Here is a 21,389-nt window from a genome sequence, read left to right as displayed (position 1 = left end):
ACCTTTACAATCCTTGTTTAGGGTATTTATTTTGAGCGTATTGTATAGTCACAGCAGCAAAAGGCATAGATAAAAAATCACTTTCTAGCGGTGCAGTCGGACTTAAGCCAACCAATAGCCAATCTATTCAACCACATACTTGAAACACCGCAATCCATTAGCATTTAATTAACATTAGGGCTTGCACATTATGATTACATTTGTAATCATAATTAAAAATTACAACTGTAATCAATAGCTATCATCAGAGAAGTCGTAGCTATGCAAGGGATCATCGTGATGAAAGAGATAAGTAATGCCGAGCTCAATGTACTCAATGTGCTTTGGAAAAAATCCCCAATAAGTGCCAGCGAAGTTGTCGCATTACTCACTCAGAGTCATGACTGGCATGAGAAGACTGTTAAAACGCTGCTTAATAGACTTGTGAAAAAGCAGGCTATCGGTTTTGAAAAACAGGGGCGTAGTTACTTATATCATCCGTTAATCGATCAAAGTGACTATCAACTAAAAGAGAGTGAATCTTTTATCGAGAGACTCTTCTCAGGCCGAGTTGCACCACTGGTTGCAGGCTTTGCCCGTGAAAATAAGCTAAGTGCAGAAGATGTTGAGGAGTTACAGCAACTGATTGATACCTGGCAAGAGGAGAATAAGTCATGACCCTTTGGCTTCTTCAGCAAACACTGCTACTTAGCCTTGTTTGCTGCACTCTATTGCTTGGTCATGGTCGATTACAAAAACACTTAGGTGCACACAAAACCTATACTTTGTGGATGTTATTGCCGCTGCTGTTGTTAAGTTCACTATTAATCAACTATATCCCCACGCAGCTATTGCCGCTTCAATCTAACCAGATAGCTTATTACAGCATTAAGGCTGGAAAGGTGATAAGCCAAAGTGAGTCCTCTTGGTACAGCCAAACACTTATCTTCATTTGGCTGATTGGTTTTAGCGGTATGACTCTTGCCCTATTCTTGCAAAGCGCTTATCTACGCACATTGCTACAGACGGCTAATAAAGTAGAAGGCTTAGCTGCATATCTGCCCACCTATAGCCACCCTAAAGTTCACAGCCCCATGTTAATTGGGATTATTAGCCCTAAGATTATTCTGCCGACGGATTTCGTCAATCTAAGCCCGTTAAAACAGCGCGCCATTATTGCTCACGAACAATACCATCACCAAAGATTGGATCTATTTTGTAATCTTTTAGCCTACGGGATCTTAGCAGTATTTTGGTTTAACCCACTATTTTGGCTAGCCTATAAACGCTTTAGAAATGACCAAGAGCTCGCCTGTGATGCCAAGGTGACAGCCACTCTCGATACTGCAGAGAAAATAGTTTACAGCAAAATGTTACTCGTTTACTCACAACAGGCTAATCACGGTCTGTTACACACACACTATGGAAATAAACACATACTCAAGGAGCGTATTATGCAAATGAAAACTCATCAAAAAGGCCAAAGTGGTCTAGCCGTTATCGGGCTGACTGTGACCCTTGGCTTAAGCAGCCTGTTACTTAACCAACAAGTGTTTGCTGGAGATGATAAAAATCAGGATATTCATCCCGTGATTAGAATAGAGCCAGCCTACCCTGCTGCGGCAGTTGAAGCTAACCAGAATGGATTTGTAGTGATGAAATTTGATATCACTCCCACTGGCGAAGTGAACAATATTAAAGTGATCAAATCATCGCCGACCGCAATATTTGATGCATCCGCAATAAAAGCCTTAAAGCAGTGGCGTTATAGCGAGTCTAAAACTGGTGCAAAAGACTCGCTAGTGCAGCTTGATTTTGTTGTTGAAGCACCAGTGAGCGATATTGAAAAAATTAAAGTGACGTCAAAATAAGCTGAGCAGCCGTTATAGCGAATTGTAAAGAGCTGTAGATATTGAACAGACAGGCTTTACGACACGAGATAAACACCAGGAATGCTGCGTTTATCAATAAAGAGCCTAGATGCTCTTTTTGTCGTTAAAAAAATCCATAAAAAAACCCGGTGCTAACACCAGGTTTCATTTTAACAAATAGCTTAGCGCTATTTTATTATCGACGCTTGAGAATACTTTCGTTCAACACACTTAGCATTGTCTCCGTGTCACTCCAGCCAATACATGCATCCGTTACACTCTGACCATAACAAAGTGATTGACCTTCAACTGGATCCTGTCGACCTTCAACTAAGTTGCTCTCAACCATAACGCCAAATATCGATGTTTCACCAGCACCTATTTGACCAGCCACATCATCGGCAACTGACATCTGCAGTGCAAACTGTTTACGGCTATTGGCATGGCTAAAGTCAATCATAATATTATTCGCAAGCCCTGCTTTATCGAGCTGCAGGTTGATCTCCGCCACATGCGCTGCACTGTAATTAGGCTCTTTACCACCACGCAAAATGATATGACAATCAGGGTTACCTTTGGTTTCAACAATCGCTGAATGGCCAAATTTAGTCACCGAAAGGAAATGGTGAGGTGCGCTGGCAGCGCCAATGGCGTCAATAGCAACTTTAATAGTGCCATCGGTACCATTTTTAAACCCTACAGGGCTCGAAAGACCAGAGGCTAACTCTCTATGCACTTGTGATTCGGTGGTGCGAGCGCCAATTGCGCCCCAACACATTAAGTCGGCAACATATTGCGGCGTGATCATATCTAAAAACTCACCAGCTGTTGGCAAGCCCATATCATTAAGATCAAGCAACAGCTTGCGAGCGGTGCGTAAACCATCATTGAGCTTAAAGCTGTTGTCCATATTAGGATCGTTGATTAGGCCTTTCCAGCCTACTGTTGTGCGTGGCTTTTCAAAATAGACTCGCATAACAATTTCTAGCTGATCTTTATACTTCTCACGCAGCTCAACAAGACGTTTACCGTACTCAACAGCTGCAATAGGATCATGAATAGAGCAAGGACCGATAACCACTAAAAGGCGGTCATCCTTTTTTGCTAAGATATTATGGATGCTTTCACGCGCATTAAATACGGTCGCAGATGCGTTCTCTGTTGCTGGAAATCGCTCCAAAATAGCAATTGGAGGTAACAACTCTTTAATCTTATTAATTCGAACATCATCATTTTGGTAATACATGGTAATACTGCGCTCCGTCTAGCGTGTGAATATTGATCTCTCGATTGCGATACTGCGTTCAATTTATCCAGTATCGAAGCACATTGCAATCAAGTAATTATAAATTACACAAAATAAATTTAACTGACTATTTTTAAACAAATAATAAATATAATTCTCACCATCTTTATTCTATATAGAGCCAATAAGTTCCCACTAAACATCCTATAATGCTTTCAAATAGCTAATAACGCGTTCAAATACAGCCACGCACAAGTATATAAAATGTTGCCAGTAGCGAGTATCGTGACAGGCGTCAGCTGTAAAAAACAACAAAATGCTGCTGAAATAATGGATGTGCTATCAGAGGTGTTAGAGGTTATACAATAAAATGCGAGCAGTAGGTACACTCAAGCACAGCGATGAAAATAATATAACTCGTCGCCTTAGCGATAGCTGTAAGCTAATGACTTCTCATTGCATGCAGCTTTGACTGATAACGGAGCTTGTTGTTTGAATCATTGGTTAATGATAGTGCTTTCTCCATATTGACTTCAGCTTTGCGTTCATCGCCCGTAGCCCAATATGTTCTAGAAAGCCCAAAATAGAATTCATGACGGTAATCGGCTTTATCAATCGCTTTTTTATACCAGTTTAACGCTAGCTTATACTCTTTTTCGAAATAAGCTTGTTGCGCCATGCTGTAGTAATAATAAGGATTATGGATCCGAGCGAGCTCCATGACTTTGTGTACATCAGCCCACTCATCAAGCCTATTTTGCTCTCCAAGTATAATGGCATAGTTATAGAGCGCATTCATATCATCGGGATCAATGGTTAAGGCTAATTTATACAAAGCCTCAGCCTCTTCAACCAGCCCTTTATATCGATATAACACCGCTAGCGTATTAATCGCTGGCAAGAATTGATTATCCTGCTGCAAACTGAGTTTTAACAAGCCATAAGCTTTATCATATTGTCCCTTTACCAAAGCTTCGGCAGCAACATTATTGTAATACATTGAGGCCACCATCGACTGGCTCACTCGGCGTTTGTCATAGCCTTGCATTGCTCGCTCTGGTAAAAAATCGATTTGAATTGCACCGGTAGAAAAATTAATACTATTGCGCTGCTCTTGCGGTAATAATCTAAGATTAATATGACCATTCACAAGGTAGAAGCCACCCTGTTTATCCCAAACAGGTGGAACATCAATCTCTTGAAATTGCACCGTTACATCTAGCTCATTGGCTATAGCCGCGGTTAACAAAACTAAAGATAAACAGTTCCCTTCCCTGTCATTAAAGGTTTCACTGGCAGAGCGGGTCAAGTTATCGGCATAACGAAACCCGCCATCTTGAGCGTTAATATAGTTCGCTAACCATTTGTGGACTAAAATATTATTCGATTTAGACAACTTGGCTCTATTGAAATCCTTGCGAACGTTTTTAAGATCGTTATCTGATAAATAAAATAGGCTGTCTGCCGCAGGAAGCTCGGGGATCGCATTGAAGTGTTCATCATGATAATAGCTTTCAAGTGCGTACTGTTTGCTTGGTTCCGAGGTCGAACTACACGCTTGTAGCAACAACAGTAGAAATGATAACAAGGTTATAGAAATTCTCTTCATAACGCTCTCAACACAAGAAACCTTACCTATAAGCATAGTAGGTATGGCTTATTCTCTTTGCTAAAAACGTTACAAATCGTAAATCAAAAGCATGACCTCATTAATCAATAATTATAGACTTTGATTGAGAAGCTTTAGAAGACGGCTCATCGACCTCAATATAGAGTTGTTTATTTTGGTAGCTATAAGGTCGGTAAAATTGAGAGCCGCAACTAAAATAGCGATAAGGAATCGCAACAGCTAAACAACCTACCGGCAGTGCCTGTAGGATCTGGATTTGACGTTGAAACCTAAGTGCTTGTTGCCAATCATGCTCTAAAAGTACTTGGTCACGAACAGCAAAAGCATCAAATGGTTCACTGGATTTACGCACCACCACTTGACCAGATACAGCGCTAAAGCTACTAATGAACAATAACAGTAAACCGGTATTTATGATTTTTTTCATTAATCCATCACCAAGTAATACCTAAGATAACGTTAACTCCATCCTATACTTAACACTCGTGCAAATCCATTGGCCTTACGTCATCCCGGCCCTTTTTATCACCTGTAACAAACTGGTTCTCGGCACTTCGAGTAAACATTTTTCCATAAAAAAAGCAGAGCCTAAGCTCTGCTGTTTTCGTTTGGTGAAGCTCTAGCTACCACTCTTAACCGATACAAACTCTGGGTAAGCATCAATGCCGCAGTCTGATGCATCCATACCGTTATACTCTTCCTCTTCAGTAACTCGGATCCCCATAGTGGCCTTAAGGCCAAGCCAAACAACAGTCGAGGCGATAAACACCCAACCAAATATCACTGCTGCGCCATAAAGCTGGGTCATAAAAGAGGCATCTGCATTAGAGATAGGTACTAACATTAATCCCAGCAACCCTGCTACGCCATGCACCGAAATGGCACCTACTGGATCGTCAATCTGCACCCGGTCAAACGCCACAATAGAAAATATGACTACGCCGCCAGCCACAATGCCTATCACTCCCGCCATCGCTAATGATGGCGATAATGGGTCAGCTGTTATCGCCACAAGGCCCGCCAAAGCACCATTTAAGATCATGGTCAAATCTGCTTTTCCCCAAATGAGTCGACAAACAATTAATGCAGAGATAGCGCCAAATGCAGCTGCCGAGTTGGTGTTTACAAAAATCTTTGCCACCGCACTGGCATTTTCAACGTCTGATACCAATAACTGCGAACCACCATTAAAACCAAACCAGCCCATCCATAAGATAAACATGCCTAAGGTAGCCATAGGTAAGTTTGAGCCGGGTATAGGGTTTACCTGCCCATTGGCACCATATTTACCTTTTCGAGCCCCAAGTAACAATACCCCAGAGATAGCCGCTGCTGCACCGGCCATATGCACAATGCCACTTCCCGCAAAATCAACAAATCCCGCTTCGGATAAGAAGCCGCCACCCCAAGTCCAGTAGCCTTCAACAGGGTAAATAACCGCTGTCATAAACACTGAGAATGCCAAGAATGCCCATAGTTTCATGCGCTCAGCCACCGCACCAGATACTATCGACATAGCTGTTGCAACAAATACCACTTGGAAGAAGAAATCAGATTCAAGCGCATGATCCGCCCCATCAGCTTGAGAGCCAATCAATGAACCAAATGATGGTAACCAACCTCCCTCAGCGTTATCAACATACATAATGTTGTAACCCACAATGAGATACATTACGCATGCAATAGAATATAAGCAGACGTTCTTAGTTAGGATTTCAGTGGTGTTCTTCGAGCGAACAAGTCCCGCTTCTAACATGGCAAAACCTGCAGCCATCCACATCACTAGCGCACCGGAGATCAAAAAATAAAAAGTATCCAGAGCAAAACGTAGCTCTGTTACTGTTAATCCAAGTTTAGTTAAATCGTCCATTTCCCTACCCCTTTAAAGTGCTTCGTTATCGAGTTCGCCAGTTCTTATCCTGGTTGCTTGCTCTAAGTTGGTAACAAATATTTTGCCATCACCAATTTTGCCAGTTCGAGCAGCACCGGTAATCGCCTCCACGAGCATTTCGACATTTTCTGCTTTAGTTGCTATTTCGAGTTTAACTTTTGGCAGAAAATCAACTTGATACTCAGCACCTCGATAAAGCTCGGTATGGCCTTTTTGACGACCAAAGCCTTTAACTTCTGTGACTGTCATCCCTTCAATACCGACACTGGCGATAGCTTCTCTTACATCATCTAACTTAAACGGCTTAATAATGGCACTGACCAATTTCATGGCTATCTCCCTGAAGACTATTTTTAATTCTGATAAAGACAATTCAAGCATTAGGCCAAAATTGCAAAGCGATTAAAAACATACAGATAGAGAATAATACTCATAACGGAAGGAATAAAAACGCACCAATAGAGTGCATTTATGCAGCGACTGCACTGCCATAATGCACAGTCATTACGGCTTAGACTTATCGCCTATTGGCTACGGCACGGATTTGAGTTGTACTAGTGCAAATAATCCACAAGTACCAAGGACCTTGAATGTTGAAACCTGAAGATTGCGTATTAGTTGTTGTGGACGTGCAAGGGCAACTTGCTCGAGTGATGCATCAGAGTGAAGCACTACACCAAAAACTGACCATATTGATAAAAGGGGTGCAGCTATTCGACATACCTATTTTATGGCTAGAGCAGCTACCGGATAAACTTGGTGCAACAACAGACGTGTTAGCCACCGAGTTAATACAAACCACTGAGCCAATTGCAAAGCAGCACTTTAGTGGTTGGCAATGCCCTAAATTCCGAGCAAAGCTATCAGCGATGGGACAGAAACATATATTGGTAGCAGGTATAGAAACTCATGTTTGTGTCTACCAGACCTGTATGGACCTTCTCGATAATGCTTATCCAACACACTTAATTGTCGATGCCATGTCATCGAGAACGCCCGAGAATAAACAGTTAGGTATAGAGATGATGCAGGAACACGGCGCACTCAAAACCAATGTAGAGTCACTGCTATTCGAACTGCAACATGAAGCTATAGGCGAGCGCTTTAAAGCATTACTGACATTAATTAAATAACGACTCAAATATAAAGCGTTAAGCATAAAAAAAGCCCTCATAATGAGGGCTTTTTTACAATAGAGCTATGTATAGAAAACTTAGCTACATATTAGCTATTACTTGTAAGTCGCTTCACGCTTTTCAGCTTCAGCATCCCACTTAGGTAATATAGTCTTCTTGAATTCAGCTTTATCAGCATTCAGCTTCTTCATATCCATACCTAGAGCAGCTTGAGCTTTAGCTTTGGTAGAAGTGTCAGGGTAAGCAATTGGTTGCTTAACACCTTTAGCAGCTAGCAGTTGAGCAAGCTTGATGCGAGCATCAGCAGCTTTGTCTACCGCAGTACCTAGTACACGAAGCGCTTCATCAGCAGCGTGAGCAGCAACACCGTGTGATGCAGTTGCGTAGTCCCAGCGCCATTGTGAATGACGGATATCCATAAGGATAGGCTTCATTTCAGTTTCAGTAGCACCCGCATCCCAAGCAGCTTTTGCTTCGAAGTGAGCTTTAACCAACTGAGCTTCAGCGCGAGCTTTAAGGTCAGCAACTTTATGCTTACGTTCTTCAGTTAGGTTAACCATGAACTCTTTGCTTTGCTCGTGACAAGTTGCACAAGTTTCTTCAAAGCGATCGAATGGGTTACCCACTTTGTGATCGGTAAACTTACGGCCTTTGTCACTCTTAACTTTAGGCATGTGACAGTCAGTACAACTTACGTTGTTCTTACCGTGTACACCTAACTGCCAAGTTTCATAACCAGGATGCTGTGCTTTAAGCATTGGTGTTTTAGAAACGGCGTGAGTCCAGTCAGAGAATTCCATGTTGTCATAGTAAGCTTCCATCTGTTCAACAGTGGTGCCCATATCCCAAGGGAATTTAACAAAGCCTTTCTTATCTTTAGTCTTCTCGAAGTAGTACTCTACGTGACACTGACCACATACCATTGACTGTTTGTCTTTCTTAGACGCTTTATCAAATGGAGTACCAAGTGTTTCCATTGCGCGTTCAGCGAATGGACGAGACATACGTAACTTAGAAGAACCTTTTACGTGACAATCAGCACAGCCAAGAGCGTTAACGATCTCAGGACCGCCTTTAGCCCACTTGCCAGTGAAGTAACCATCTTCACCTTGCTCTTCGATCATACGAGGTACGTCAGGGCTCTTACAAGACCAACATGCCATTGGCATTGGACCGTCTTCAGCTGACTTGGGAGCACCTGTACGTAACGTGTTTCTTAAGTCCGTAACCACGTACATATGACCACGAGGAGCGTTATAGTCTTTAGCAAAACCGTAACCTGCCCAAAGGACAACTAGGCTTGGCACTTGCTCAAGCATATCAACAACTTCTTTACTTTCTGAAGTGTCATGCCAGGTCTCATATTGATTTTTGAACTTATCTTTGTAAACTTCGTTACGAGGTTCAGTTTTATCACTTGCGAATGTGCTACCAGCTAGTAAGCTAGCAACAACCATTGCACTTAGTGCAAAAGTCTTTTTAGTTAATGTTCTCACCATCTCATCTCCATATTACTTTATAATATTTTTAGCCCCACCTATTGCAAGGTTGAAGTTAGACTCTTATTCAAAACAAAAACATACCCCTTATGGAGTATCCCATGGAAAACTTGCGTTAGATCAACATGTGAACGTGTTGTTGCTCACACTTTTACGTTTTTGTTAATGTATTCAATCAACCACTAATGTAGAACCGCTATAAACGAATAGCACATAAACCCAATAATTGAGAGTTTTTGAATGAAAAAAGGCAGACTTACCTCCGCAATATGGGGATTCATGTTGACACTGATATTACTATCTAGTGGACTTGCCATTTTTGCTATTGTTAACCTTTCGTATAGCTTAGGCGATGCTAGGGCGATAAATGCATCAGGCTCACTGCGAATGCAAAGTTATCGGCTTATGTTTTATGCCAATTCAGGTAGTGAGTCAGCATCAGATAAAATAACAGAGTTTGAAAATACATTAAATTCTCAAGCACTTAGAACATCCCTAACTTGGTACACTCCACAAGATCTTAAAGACAAATACTTAGCTGTCATCGATAAGTGGCAAATTATGCGCTATTACATTGAGTCCGAGAACTCTCGGTTATACGCCGCAGCGCTGAAAGACTTTGTCGACACCATTGATCTATTTGTACTAGAGACTGAGCAACACGCAGCCTTCAAACTTAAAATGCTCGCCATTAGTCAAATAACCGGTTTGGCAATAATGTTACTCATTGCCTTTGTCACCGTCAGAATAGCCAAACGCAAAGTTGTTAAACCTTTGCAACAATTGATGCAGGCTGCTGATACAATCTCACAAGGTAATTTTAATGTAGATATGCCTAAAACAGAGTATATCGAATTGAGTGCATTAAGTAGCGCACTCGATACCACGGTTAAAAAGCTTGCCAGTGTTTATCAAGGACTGGAATCGCAAGTCCAAGAAAAGACAATTGCCCTCACCCGCGCTAACAACGAATTAAAATTACTCTACGATAATGTGGTGATGTTGCATTCAAGTAAATTAGACATTAGTACACTAACTGATGCAATAAATCAGCTGCAAAGCCATGATCCCGATATCAATTTAAGATTAGTCGTCGTGGAAGATGAGCAAGTGCAATATATTATCGATGCACAAGGGGAGTGGCCGCGCGATGTTAAAACCACGCAAAAGTTTGCGCTGCAGTTCGAACAAAATAATTTAGGCTATTTGGAAGTGATCTCACAGCAACCTTTCTCCACTGCGCTTTATAGCAATTTTGCCATCATGCTTGCTCGCTCAATGGTCACCTATAATGCTGGAGAGCAGAGACAACAGCTCGCACTGATGGAGGAGCGCGGCGTGATCGCTCGCGAACTGCATGACTCATTAGGCCAATTACTATCCTTCTTGAAAATACAAGTTAACCTGCTTTCTAAAGAGCTAGATAAAACCTCAAAAAGCCCTCGCGCTGCCGAGCAGTTACAAGAGATAAACGAAGGGGTTAATACCGCCTATGTCCAGCTCAGGGAATTACTATCAACCTTCAGACTGACCATTAAAGATCCTAACCTCGGCCATGCTATTGAGGCCATGATAGAGCAGCTTCGTGGTCAGACTGATGCCGAAATAACCCTAGACTATAAGCTTCCGGTGCAATTGCTCGGTGCACATCAGCATATTCATATCCTGCAACTCACCCGAGAAGCGACGCTTAATGCAGTAAAGCATGCCAAAGCAAAACATATTCACATTAGTTGTCAGAAGATCAGTGATGAAAAAGTGATTATCGATATCAGTGATGATGGGGTGGGCATCGAAAAACTTAAAGAGAGAGACCAACATTTTGGCTTAGGGATCATGCATGAACGCGCCAGTCGCCTCTCAGGTGTGGTAGAATTTAATCAAAATGAGGAAGGTGGCGCCACGGTGACCTTAACCTTCCCGCCTCAACAAGAACCTGTATAGAACTATTGATAAATAAAACAGGCACATAAGGCAAAACAGATGCATATTTTTTCGAATTACAAATTTACCTCAGCAGGAGGCCTTTAAATGGGTAAGCCTTATTCAGTGCTCGTTATTGACGATCATCCATTATTACGTCGTGGGATCTGTCAGCTTATTACATCAGATTCAGATTTCACTCTGTTTGGTGAAGCAGGAAGTGGACTAGATGCGCTTTCAGCAATCGCTGAAAATGAACCTGATATCGTATTACTTGATTTGAATATGAAAGGGATGACAGGCTTAGATACACTCAATGCACTGCGACAAGAGGGAGTTACCTCTCGCATCGTCATTTTAACGGTATCTGACGCTAAGCAAGATGTGATTCGACTGGTAAGGGCGGGTGCAGATGGATATCTACTAAAAGACACCGAGCCAGATCTACTGCTCGATATGCTTAAAAATGCCATGCTTGGTCACCGTATTATTAGCGATAATGTCAAAGAGTACTTGTCGGAGCTAAATAGTTCGGTCAATGAGCAAGAATGGATTGAGAATCTCACGCCAAGAGAGCTTGAAATTCTGCAACACCTAGCAGAAGGCCAAAGCAATCGCGTCGTTGCTGAGCAGCTGCATATTAGTGAAGGTACCGTTAAGGTGCATGTGAAGAACTTACTGCGTAAAGCAAACGCAAAGTCTCGTACCGAGATGGCCGTTAGATACCTTAACCAGTAATTATCTATCCAAAACTAAACAATAAAAGGCAGCCTAGGCTGCCTTTTTCAATACTTAACTGACATCAATTACATCATTAGCGTTCATCTAAAAACTTGCGCCAATTAATCAATACATCGTAAAAGTCTTCTAGTCCGCAAAAAGCTTCTGACTCACCATCGTAAAATGACATCGACTCATCCATCTCAACATCATCACAGTCACCTTCGGCGATATTATTAGCAAAAATTCTAGCTTGCTCGCGGTCTAGCTCAATAGAGAGTGCCTTCCCGACGAGGCGCCAATCACTTAAATGGCTAGCTTGTAATTTTTCAATATGCTGACAGATCTCAACATGTTTCTCGGCATTATCACCTAGCTCTTCCGACAACCAAAAACCTAATGCCTCATGATCCATACTAAACCGCGCAAATGCAGTGCCGGTTATTGTATTGCGCAAAAAATCGTATTCCATAATTAGGCTCAAAACTCAGTAAAAACTCAACTGATTACCATTTTAACTTAATAAACGCTTAACTGCCCTAAATACTCTAAGCTGGTGTTATGCTCCAGCAAAAAAAGCCTTGTCAGAAGACAAGGCTATAAAGGTCAATCGCAAGGTTATATCGTTTATCTTTATAAAACCTAGAAGTTATAAGTTCCCTTCACGTAGTAGTAACCACCATTAAAGCCAAACGGTGAGGTTTCATAATACTGGCCACCCCAGTTGTTATTTGGAATGCCAGAGTTTTTCTCAAAATCCAACTTTTCAGCTTGCTGATCAAGCAAATTCTGAGCACCGATTGCTAAAGTAAACGAATCATTAATGAAGTAACTAAACTCCATATCAACAGTCACGGCCGCGCTGCCAGTAACAACTGTCGCATCATAGTCAACATGCACGCCTTGGTATTCACCAAAGTAATTGACTCGGGTAAATAGGCCAAAGCTATCCCAGCCCTGTCCCCAAGTGAACGTTGCTCTGTGCTTAGGCAGGTCGTTCTCTAAACGTTGAACCTTGAAATCACCAGTGATATCAGAAAAACGATCAACTTCTGTTTCGTTCCAGTTATAGGCAAGCGAGAAGCTAGAATCTCCAGCTAGCAGTTCTGCAGTATAGTTAGCAACAACATCCACGCCTTGAGTCGTTGTATCAAAATCGTTAGTGAAAAAACTAACTTGGCTTAGCCCATCAACGTTAGGCACGCCTGCAGCCTTTAAAGCTGCTTTATCGGCATCGGTTAAACTAATTTTATCTGACTGACTGATGCGGTCTTCAACCTGAATGTTGTAGTAATCAACCGTCATGAAGAAATCACCTTGAGTATAAATCGTACCAAAGGTAAAGCTTTGCGATTCTTCAGGAGAAAGCTCGGTGCCACCCAACTGAACAGAAATAGGGTTAGTTGGCGGTAATAGTGCCGAATCAACTAATACACCATCTGACAGGTTAGTTTGTACATTACTCACATTGGCTTGCCCAACTGTCGGCGCTCTAAAGCCAGTGTTAAATGAACCTCGTACCGCCCACTCATCCAAAATGCTGTAGTTAGCCGCTATTTTATAGTTAACCGTTGAACCAAATGTCTCATAGTCTTCATAACGTACTGCAAGCTCGGCAAGCAACGAGTCCGTAATAGGCAGACTAGCATCTATATAAGCCGCTGCGTTACGACGGGTATATTCACCCGCTGCAGATGGTTGAAAACCTGGGAAACCGTTTGAACCAATACCAAAGCCTTGCGATGTTAAAGGCCCAACTTTAAATGATGGTTCATCACCCGCAGTCACCTCAAACGTCTCTTCATGCCACTCTAAACCACCGGCTAAACTGACATCATCAGCCATACCCCAGTCGACGAATTTGACGAAGTCAGCATTAAAGTTCCACTCAGTTTGAGTGTATTTACCTGGGTTAAAATCACGAGGAGAATCAGGTCCCATTGAAGCGTTTAGGGTGTTATAGATCATATAGCTAGAAGCATTTTGCCCAAATGAGCCACTAAAATCGTAAAGCACCCCCTCTAACCATTCAATTTCAAATTCACCTTTGGTACCCGCAACAATCGAAGCATCAACAATGTTGCCACCAAAGTTAGGGGTAAACCCTGCTGCCAAACCTTCCATTTCATTAAAAGCAAAACAGTTAGGGTTATTTTGAACACCATCAATATAGTCTTGTTGAGTGGTGACATTTGCCGAGGTGATATTAATAGTAGGGCAGCTAATTCCATCGCCCATACCCAAACCTTCGTTGACTTGACCAACAGGTCCAGGAGTCAAATCACCAACCAGTAAAGTTGCGCCATCATCATTAGAGTAAACACCTGGACGGTTATGAGGGTTTCGATAATAGAAGCCGCCTTTTACATCACGCTCAGAGTAGTTACCGAAGAGGTAAGCTTGCGATTTATCATCAAGATCTAAACCTACATTGGCAAACAAAGAGATGTCATCTTTTATCTCTGGAGATCCCCACACTTGTGCAGGATTGTCGACCGTTAGACCAGCTTCACCAAATGCAGCAGCATCTGGACGTTGAGTACTGCGGCTGGTTGGGTCTGAGTTTTTGTACTGGAAGCTTAAATTAACAAAGCCATCCTTTGTCAGCGGCATGCCAACATTACCGTTTATCTCTGTAGTAGTGCCGTCACCTTCATAATACTCACCCGCCTTTGCTTCAATTGAACCACCTTGAGCATCATCTTTAAGCACAAAGTTAATCACGCCTGCAATCGCATCAGAGCCATATTGCGCCGCTGCGCCATCACGCAGCACTTCAACCTGTTTAAGCGCTGCGCTCGGGATCACCGAAATATCTGGGCCATGGGCACCATCGTTAATTCCACCACCTAAAAAGGCGATGACTGAAGAGCGGTGACGTCGCTTACCGTTTAACAGAATCAATGTACTGTCAGCAGGTAACCCTCGTAAGTTTGCAGGGCGTACTAAACTAGCGGCATCACTAATCGGGTTAGAGTGCACATTCAAAGAAGGCACTGTCCCTTTCAGAATTTCTAGCATGTCAGAATTACCCGACTTCTTTATCTCATCTGCACCAATAATATCTATCGGGACCGGAGAGTCACCCATTGAACGCGGTGCGGCGCGTGAACCAACAACCGCAATTTTTTCAACATTGGATAGATCCGCAGTCTCTTCTTCAGCCGCCAATGCTGATGTAGCTAATCCCGAAAGCGCCATCGTGATGGCCAAACTCAAAGAGCTAATCCCTAGCTTGTTTTTATTTTTTAGTTTCATCTTATTCTCGTCATTATTTTTATTTTATAAATATCTCAGCCCAATTTACGGACAGAGTTACAACTCACCCCAGAGAAGCAAAAACACACTTCCGAAACATTTTTATAACAAAAGTTAAACAATTACCATTGCTAAATTAGTCACAGCTGCTAGGAGAAATCAAAAAAATAAAACTTTTACAATAGTTTCAGAGGGTTGACGTTAATAAAATTCAACGTGCTTTTTTAAATCGGCTCTAACCACCTAATTGATAGAATCAGAATATAAATCACTGCAATGATCACGCAATATCGTGATCAGATTACTTAGCGTATACTTAGTGAATGTTTACACCTTATATCGCGACAGGAAGCCCATGACAGCTATCAATCTGCAACAAAAAACCTCGCACGCAGACTTTCTTCCAGAAAACCAATTGATACTCAATGCAGTCAGTGAAGGGATCTATGGTTTTGATCTCGAGGGCAATGCGGTATTTATCAACCCTGCCGCAGAAAAAATGACGGGATGGCAAACTCAAGAGCTATTGGGAAAAAATATTCATGACTGCCATCACCACAGTCACAACGATGGCAGCCACTACCCCAAAGAAGACTGTCCCATCTACAGCACGCTTAAAGATGGTGTTGCCCGCGAAATAAGCCACGAAGTATTCTGGCGTAAAGATGGCTCAAGTTTTCCAGTGCATTACACCTCAACCGCTGTCTATAAAGATGGTGTAATGATGGGTGTAGTCGCGATATTTCGTGACATCAGCATTCAAAAGCAAACGGAACACTCTTTGCGCCAAGCATTAGAGCAGGTTCAAGCGTTGTCAGAAAAGTTATCTTTCGAGAACCAGTACCTGCAACTTGAGCTTGCAGATAGAACTGGAGATGTGGGGATCTCTGGTAGTAGCCCGCAAATAATGCAACTTATCCAACAGATAAAACTGGTAGCAAACACAGAGAGTACCGTGCTCATTAGCGGCGAAAACGGCACAGGTAAAGAGTTGGTAGCGCGTAACCTACACCGTTTAAGTAACCGCGCCGACAAACCATTAGTGAGTGTTAACTGCGCTGCATTCTCAGCAGCACTGCTAGAGAGTGAACTGTTTGGCCATGAAAAAGGCGCTTATACTGGGGCTACAAGCCGCCGCAAGGGACGATTTGAACTGGCTAACAATGGCACCCTGTTTCTCGATGAAGTGGCAGAGCTAACCCTTGAAGCCCAGTCAAAGTTACTGCGCGTTATTCAAGAGCAGGAGTTCGAGCGAGTAGGTAGCAGCCAAACGATAAAGGTGGATATCAGATTGATTACTGCTACTCACCATGACCTACTCAAACGGGTCGAACAGGGATTATTTAGAATGGATCTTTACTACCGCCTCAATGTCTTCCCAATCATCGTACCGCCACTGCGTAATCGATTGTCTGATATTCCTGAACTTGTCAGTCACTTAATTCAAGAACTGAACAAAAAGCTCGGTAAAAAGATCAGCAAAGTGAGCCAACGCGGTATGCAAAAGCTCATTAAACACAGCTGGCCTGGCAATGTACGTGAACTGCAAAATGTACTTGAAAGGGAAATGATTCTGTCACATAGACCCGTGCTAGAGTTTGGCCAGTTAGCCGCTGAATCACAAACGCAAACTTCAAGCAGCACAGGGGCTAAGCAAACATTAGCTGAAATAGAAAAAGCCCACATATTAAAGATATTAAAGCAGAATCAATGGCGGATCTCTGGTGCAACTGGCGCGGCGGCAATACTCGGTATGCCACCCAGCACTTTACGATCTCGAATGAGCAAGTTGGGTATTAGCCGTCCAATTTAATCGCCCCGAAATCTCACGATATATCGTCACTTATCGATATATCGTGACAAAAACAGATAAAAAAAGGAACTAAACCACCATTAATCAATAACTTAACACATGGCCTAATGCTTGCTATATAGATCCTGAGTGAACAATGTCAGTGTCTATAGAGAAGCCAATGTTAAATAGCAATAGTAACAGCAGTGCAGTAGAGAACAGCAACGTGGCTAAGAGCAGCCCACTAACAAGTCAGCGTATTCCTATTAAGCAGATCGACAGCCAAACCAGTGGCAAAATTCATATCCGCCAGCAAAAGGGATACTTTCAACGTATTAGAACTGGAATGAATAGCCTTCTAGTGGCGCTATTTTTCCTACTGCCCTTTATCTCCTATCAAGGCAGGCAAGCTATCTTGTTCAATATTAGTGAGCAGCAGTTTATCTTCTTTGGCACCACTTTATGGCCGCAAGACTTTACTATTCTCGCTTGGGTATTTATTGCAGCCGCTTTCTTACTGTTTTTTGCGACGGTATTTTGGGGCAGAGTCTGGTGTGGTTACCTATGTCCACAAACCGCTTGGACATTTATGTTCGTTTGGGTTGAAGAGCGTATAGAGGGCAGTAGCAACAAACGTTCGGCCCTAGACAAAGCACCAATGAGCTTACAAAAGGCGAGCAAGCGCATCAGCAAACACTTAGCTTGGGGTGCAATTGCTCTACTTACCGGCTGTGGCTTTATCGCTTACTTTATTCCTGCTCGAGAGTTGTATTTAGACATTTTGACTTTCGACGCCAGTTTTTGGATCGCCACCTGGGTATGGTTCTTTGCAATTTGTACTTACTTAAATGCGGGCTGGATGCGCGAGCAGATGTGCCTACACTGCTGCCCTTACGCCCGCTTTCAGTCTGTGATGTTTGACGCAAATACCAAGACCGTCACCTATGATGCCGCTCGTGGCGAAAGCCGTGGCCCACGTAAACGTAAACAACAAACGGACTTAGGCGACTGTGTAGACTGTAACCTGTGTGTGGATGTTTGCCCTACCGGCATTGATATTCGTAATGGCCTACAGTACGAATGTATTAACTGTGGTGCTTGCGTCGATGCGTGTAATCAAACCATGGAGAAGTTCGGTTATAAACCTGATCTCATCAGCTATGCCAGCGAAAATGAGCTAGTCGATAAAGCCGTGCCTTTTTACGAGTCCTACAAATTCCTAGGCTATGGTATCGCCGCATTGATCATGCTGACTGTGATTGGGTTTGACATCAGTAACCGCTCAGCCATTGAGCTAAATGTTATTCGTGATAGACAAACCCTTTACCGTGAAACGCTCACCGATGCTATCGAGAACAGTTTTACCTTAAAAATCCGCAACAAAACTCAACAGGCGCGTCATTATCAAATATACGTATCGGGTAATAGCAGCTACCAACTCGCAGGAAAATCACGAGTATTAATTGAGGCTGGCGAGCAGCTGGACTACCCAGTTACCGTGTCAGCCAATCTCAACGCGCTTGATAAAAGCCGCAGTGAAATTACCTTTGTGGTCGCCGAGCAGCACAGCCATAGCCAGGTAACGCAAAACTCCAGTTTCTTTAGCCCGATCTAGCCTCAACCGCTTGAGCGAGTAGTGAAAGGCAAAGCGTTATTAGCTTTGCCTTTCTTCTTTTATCGAGCTAGCGCCCAAATAGAGTAAAAAGTCTAACCATGACAAAGTGATAGCTCACCGCCATACTCAGATGCATGAAACAATTTATTTCAAGATCCACCATTGACCTTATGGTGTTAATCGCACTAATCTAAACACCTGTTTGATTTTTACTAATCCATAATAATTAGCTAAGGTTTCTCGATGGCATATGATTCAGACTCAACACTAGACCTTTCACGCTACGCATCGCTTAACGATCTGATAGAGCTTGCTAGTGCTAGATACGGTGATAAAGCCGCATACTCCTGCTTAGGCCAAGAGACAACCTTCAACGAAATTAACCGCTACTCGCGTCAATTTGCCGCTTATCTGCAGCAAGAGACTAATCTAGTGCAAGGCGATAGAGTCGCGATTCAACTGCCTAACATTACCCAGTTTGTAATTGCCGCTTACGGTGCTATCAAGGCTGGCATGGTGTTAGTGAACACTAACCCACTCTACACCCAGCGCGAGCTTATCCACCAGTTCAATGACTCAGGTGCTAAAGCCCTAGTAGTGTTATCAGACTTGCTGCCAACGCTTACCGAAGTGGTCGCTAACACTGGCATAGAAACGGTTATCTCAACCCATGCGATGGACTTAATTGCACCACAGCCACAACCTGAAGTGCCATTTGCAACCGTATCCTTTTGTGACGTGCTTGCGGCAGGCGAAAATCTCAGCTACGCGCCAGTGATTAGTGTTCCAGGGCAAATCGCCGCGCTGCAATATACAGGTGGCACCACGGGTCTATCCAAAGGCGCAATGCTGACTCATGGCAATCTACTTGCCAATGCAATGCAGATAAAGTCCCGCTTAGGCGATCGTTTAGTAGAAGGGGAAGAGATATTTGTCGCGCCGCTCCCTGTGTATCACATCTACGCCTTTATGGTTAATTTGGTGCTCTATTATGAACGCGGTGGTTGCTCAGTACTTATTCCAAATCCGCGTGATATTTCAGGACTTATTAAAGCCCTAGCGCAGTATCCATTCACTGGTTTTGCGGGTCTCAACACCTTATTTGTCGGTCTCTGCCATCAACCTGAGTTTAAGGCATTGGATTTTAGTCACCTAAAAGTCACCATCTCTGGCGGCACAGCACTCACCCAAGCCGCAGCCAACATTTGGCAACAAACTACAGGTTGCACCATCTCAGAAGGTTACGGCTTATCGGAAACATCACCGGTAGTTTCACTCAATGCCCCAGGGCTTGAGCAACTAGGTACTATAGGTAAACCCGTACTTGGCACTCACGTAAAAATCTTAGATATGGATGATAAAGAAGTACCCAATGGCGAAACTGGCGAACTAGCAGTCTTTGGCCCGCAAGTGATGTTAGGTTACTGGAATAATCCTGATGAGACCGCCAAGGTGATGACCAGCGACGGCTACTTTAAAACCGGCGATATTGCCTTAGCTACAGATGACGGTTACCACAAAATTGTCGACCGAAAAAAGGATATGATCATCGTCTCAGGCTTTAACGTTTACCCTAATGAAGTTGAAGATGTGCTATCAAACCATGAAGCGGTGCTTGAATGCGCCGTCATCGGTGTCGAAGATGAGCGCAGCGGCGAAGCGGTAAAAGCAGTAATCGTACTCAGTGACAGCAATATGGATCACGAGCAAGCCAAGACAACCATCGACAGCTATTGCCGCGAGCAACTTACCGCTTACAAAGTGCCTAAGCACATCACCTTTGTCGACGCCCTCCCAAAATCAACCGTTGGGAAGATCCTGCGCAGAGAACTGCGTAAGTAAGTTAGATTTGAGTTAAGTTTTTGAGTAAAAAATAAAGGGAGCCTATGGCTCCCTTTTTCGTATAATTGCCTTTCAACTTTACAGCTGCCATCTCTTTAATCAGCCGTACGACCTATCTTTATTTTTAAGCGACTACAACCCCAGCTCTTTTATCGAAGTCGTGTCATAGAATTGAAACTGAATAGCACAATTATTTTTTATCATTTTACGCCAAACTTCAATGTAGGTTTTAGCACTTTCGGTATTCCAGAATGATTCCGAAGACTTCAAGTATTCTAGAACTGCATCATTGTGACCTTGCTGATATAAAACCCTGATTAAAGTCTTATCAGGACCGAAACTACCTAATACGGGTGATCCTGTTGTATTAGTTGAATCGAGTAAATAATCAATTGCTGCTTTTTCATCACCTTCATTCAATGCCATCCAACCTCGTGCAATATTAACTAAGTGTGGAATATCACCTGACTTAGCATAAAAAGGCATATCCTCCCGAACCAATTCAATTCTATTGATGTTTTTTAATGCAACGTCTTTAGAATCAAATCTTGCACTGAGAACAATGTTCGAATTTAAAAAGAGGCTTTTTTCTGACCCCCCCATACTTTCAAATGGACTATCATCTAGTTTATTCAACGCCTTGTCATAACGTTCTTTATCGAGTTTTTCATAGAACGCTAATCTTTTGGCTACATAAGCTTTGTACTGTGGATCTTCACAGCCAGAGTATTTACCTGCAAATGCAGGTAGAGACAGTAAAACTAAAAAAACTATAATAGTGAACTTCATTTGATATTAACTTCCTTGTCGACAACTAGAGTAAAAATAAAACCTCTTTATAGTTATGCGCTCTGCTGCCTGCAAAGGCATAAGCTGCTTATTGAGCAAGCTCAAACCTAGCACCACTAAGTAATTGCAGTAAAGGCTTATTTCTCATGTTGCAGCCAGCCCCCATAATCTCAACCGGAGAAAAAGAGGACTAAATAA

General features: G+C 42.8%; 17 protein-coding genes. 8 read left to right on the top strand and 9 right to left on the bottom strand.

Annotated features, from left to right (window positions below; all coding sequences use genetic code 11):
- Nucleotides 1-279 precede the first annotated feature (279 nt).
- On the top strand, nucleotides 280-657 hold the full coding sequence (locus tag K5R16_RS08330) for a BlaI/MecI/CopY family transcriptional regulator (protein WP_220737087.1): 378 nt from the start codon (nucleotides 280-282) through the stop codon (nucleotides 655-657).
- Complete coding sequence (locus tag K5R16_RS08325; RefSeq protein ID WP_220737086.1) at nucleotides 654-1,850, top strand: TonB family protein; 1,197 nt, start codon at nucleotides 654-656, stop codon at nucleotides 1,848-1,850. The genes K5R16_RS08330 and K5R16_RS08325 overlap by 4 nt, the downstream gene beginning before the upstream one ends.
- A 196-nt stretch (nucleotides 1,851-2,046) precedes the next feature.
- Here the strand turns inward: K5R16_RS08325 and aroG are convergent, their stop codons facing one another.
- The 5 genes from aroG to K5R16_RS08300 form a co-directional block, all read right to left on the bottom strand.
- Complete coding sequence (gene aroG / locus K5R16_RS08320; protein WP_220737085.1) at nucleotides 2,047-3,096, bottom strand: 3-deoxy-7-phosphoheptulonate synthase AroG; 1,050 nt, start codon at nucleotides 3,094-3,096, stop codon at nucleotides 2,047-2,049.
- A 442-nt stretch (nucleotides 3,097-3,538) separates the two neighbouring features.
- The gene (locus K5R16_RS08315) at nucleotides 3,539-4,705 is read right to left on the bottom strand and encodes a lipopolysaccharide assembly protein LapB (RefSeq protein ID WP_259649805.1); all 1,167 of its coding nucleotides are present in this window, start codon (nucleotides 4,703-4,705) and stop codon (nucleotides 3,539-3,541) included.
- 100 nt (nucleotides 4,706-4,805) lie between these two features.
- A complete protein-coding gene (locus K5R16_RS08310) occupies nucleotides 4,806-5,153 on the bottom strand; it encodes a hypothetical protein (protein ID WP_220737083.1) in 348 nt (115 codons plus the stop codon).
- A gap of 192 nt (nucleotides 5,154-5,345) precedes the next feature.
- Complete coding sequence (locus tag K5R16_RS08305) at nucleotides 5,346-6,596, bottom strand: ammonium transporter (RefSeq protein ID WP_220737081.1); 1,251 nt, start codon at nucleotides 6,594-6,596, stop codon at nucleotides 5,346-5,348.
- 12 nt (nucleotides 6,597-6,608) lie between these two features.
- On the bottom strand, nucleotides 6,609-6,947 hold the full coding sequence (locus K5R16_RS08300; RefSeq protein WP_020913967.1) for a P-II family nitrogen regulator: 339 nt from the start codon (nucleotides 6,945-6,947) through the stop codon (nucleotides 6,609-6,611).
- A gap of 260 nt (nucleotides 6,948-7,207) precedes the next feature.
- Here K5R16_RS08300 and K5R16_RS08295 point away from each other — a divergent pair, with 260 nt between their 5' ends.
- Nucleotides 7,208-7,750: an isochorismatase family protein gene (locus tag K5R16_RS08295; RefSeq protein WP_220737080.1), complete on the top strand. Its 543-nt coding sequence runs from the start codon at nucleotides 7,208-7,210 to the stop codon at nucleotides 7,748-7,750.
- 98 nt (nucleotides 7,751-7,848) lie between these two features.
- On the opposite strand, the gene nrfA is transcribed toward K5R16_RS08295, so the two are convergent.
- On the bottom strand, nucleotides 7,849-9,252 hold the full coding sequence (nrfA, locus tag K5R16_RS08290) for an ammonia-forming nitrite reductase cytochrome c552 subunit (protein ID WP_220737079.1): 1,404 nt from the start codon (nucleotides 9,250-9,252) through the stop codon (nucleotides 7,849-7,851).
- 240 nt (nucleotides 9,253-9,492) lie between these two features.
- Here nrfA and narQ point away from each other — a divergent pair, with 240 nt between their 5' ends.
- Together narQ and K5R16_RS08280 are read left to right on the top strand one after the other, a co-directional pair.
- Nucleotides 9,493-11,196, top strand: a complete 1,704-nt coding sequence (gene narQ, locus K5R16_RS08285; protein WP_220737078.1) for a nitrate/nitrite two-component system sensor histidine kinase NarQ — start codon at nucleotides 9,493-9,495, stop codon at nucleotides 11,194-11,196.
- An 87-nt stretch (nucleotides 11,197-11,283) separates the two neighbouring features.
- Entirely contained in the window at nucleotides 11,284-11,913 is a 630-nt protein-coding gene (locus tag K5R16_RS08280) for a response regulator (protein WP_220737077.1), read from the top strand.
- Nucleotides 11,914-11,989: 76 nt separating this feature from the next.
- Here K5R16_RS08280 and K5R16_RS08275 read toward each other — a convergent pair whose 3' ends face one another.
- Together K5R16_RS08275 and K5R16_RS08270 are read right to left on the bottom strand one after the other, a co-directional pair.
- Complete coding sequence (locus K5R16_RS08275) at nucleotides 11,990-12,367, bottom strand: YacL family protein (RefSeq protein WP_220737076.1); 378 nt, start codon at nucleotides 12,365-12,367, stop codon at nucleotides 11,990-11,992.
- 170 nt (nucleotides 12,368-12,537) lie between these two features.
- Nucleotides 12,538-15,153 carry a TonB-dependent siderophore receptor gene (locus K5R16_RS08270; protein WP_220737075.1) on the bottom strand — a complete coding sequence of 872 codons (2,616 nt, stop codon included), beginning with the start codon at nucleotides 15,151-15,153 and terminating at the stop codon, nucleotides 12,538-12,540.
- Between the two features lie 355 nt (nucleotides 15,154-15,508).
- On the opposite strand from K5R16_RS08270, the gene K5R16_RS08265 reads away from it, so the two are divergent.
- The 3 genes from K5R16_RS08265 to K5R16_RS08255 all read left to right on the top strand — a co-directional run bounded on the left by K5R16_RS08265 (nucleotide 15,509) and on the right by K5R16_RS08255 (nucleotide 20,402).
- The gene (locus K5R16_RS08265) at nucleotides 15,509-16,966 is read left to right on the top strand and encodes a sigma-54-dependent Fis family transcriptional regulator (RefSeq protein ID WP_220737074.1); all 1,458 of its coding nucleotides are present in this window, start codon (nucleotides 15,509-15,511) and stop codon (nucleotides 16,964-16,966) included.
- A 160-nt stretch (nucleotides 16,967-17,126) separates the two neighbouring features.
- Entirely contained in the window at nucleotides 17,127-18,560 is a 1,434-nt protein-coding gene (gene ccoG / locus K5R16_RS08260; RefSeq protein ID WP_259649804.1) for a cytochrome c oxidase accessory protein CcoG, read from the top strand.
- Between the two features lie 243 nt (nucleotides 18,561-18,803).
- The gene (locus K5R16_RS08255) at nucleotides 18,804-20,402 is read left to right on the top strand and encodes an AMP-binding protein (RefSeq protein WP_220737071.1); all 1,599 of its coding nucleotides are present in this window, start codon (nucleotides 18,804-18,806) and stop codon (nucleotides 20,400-20,402) included.
- A 132-nt stretch (nucleotides 20,403-20,534) separates the two neighbouring features.
- Here the strand turns inward: K5R16_RS08255 and K5R16_RS08250 are convergent, their stop codons facing one another.
- Nucleotides 20,535-21,191: a hypothetical protein gene (locus K5R16_RS08250; RefSeq protein WP_220737069.1), complete on the bottom strand. Its 657-nt coding sequence runs from the start codon at nucleotides 21,189-21,191 to the stop codon at nucleotides 20,535-20,537.
- Nucleotides 21,192-21,389: the final 198 nt, after the last annotated feature.

This window comes from Shewanella sp. c952, assembly GCF_019654975.1.
GTDB lineage: Bacteria > Pseudomonadota > Gammaproteobacteria > Enterobacterales > Shewanellaceae > Shewanella.
The sequence above is the reverse complement of the archived record's forward strand: the minus strand, read 5'-3'. Positions and strand labels throughout refer to the sequence as shown.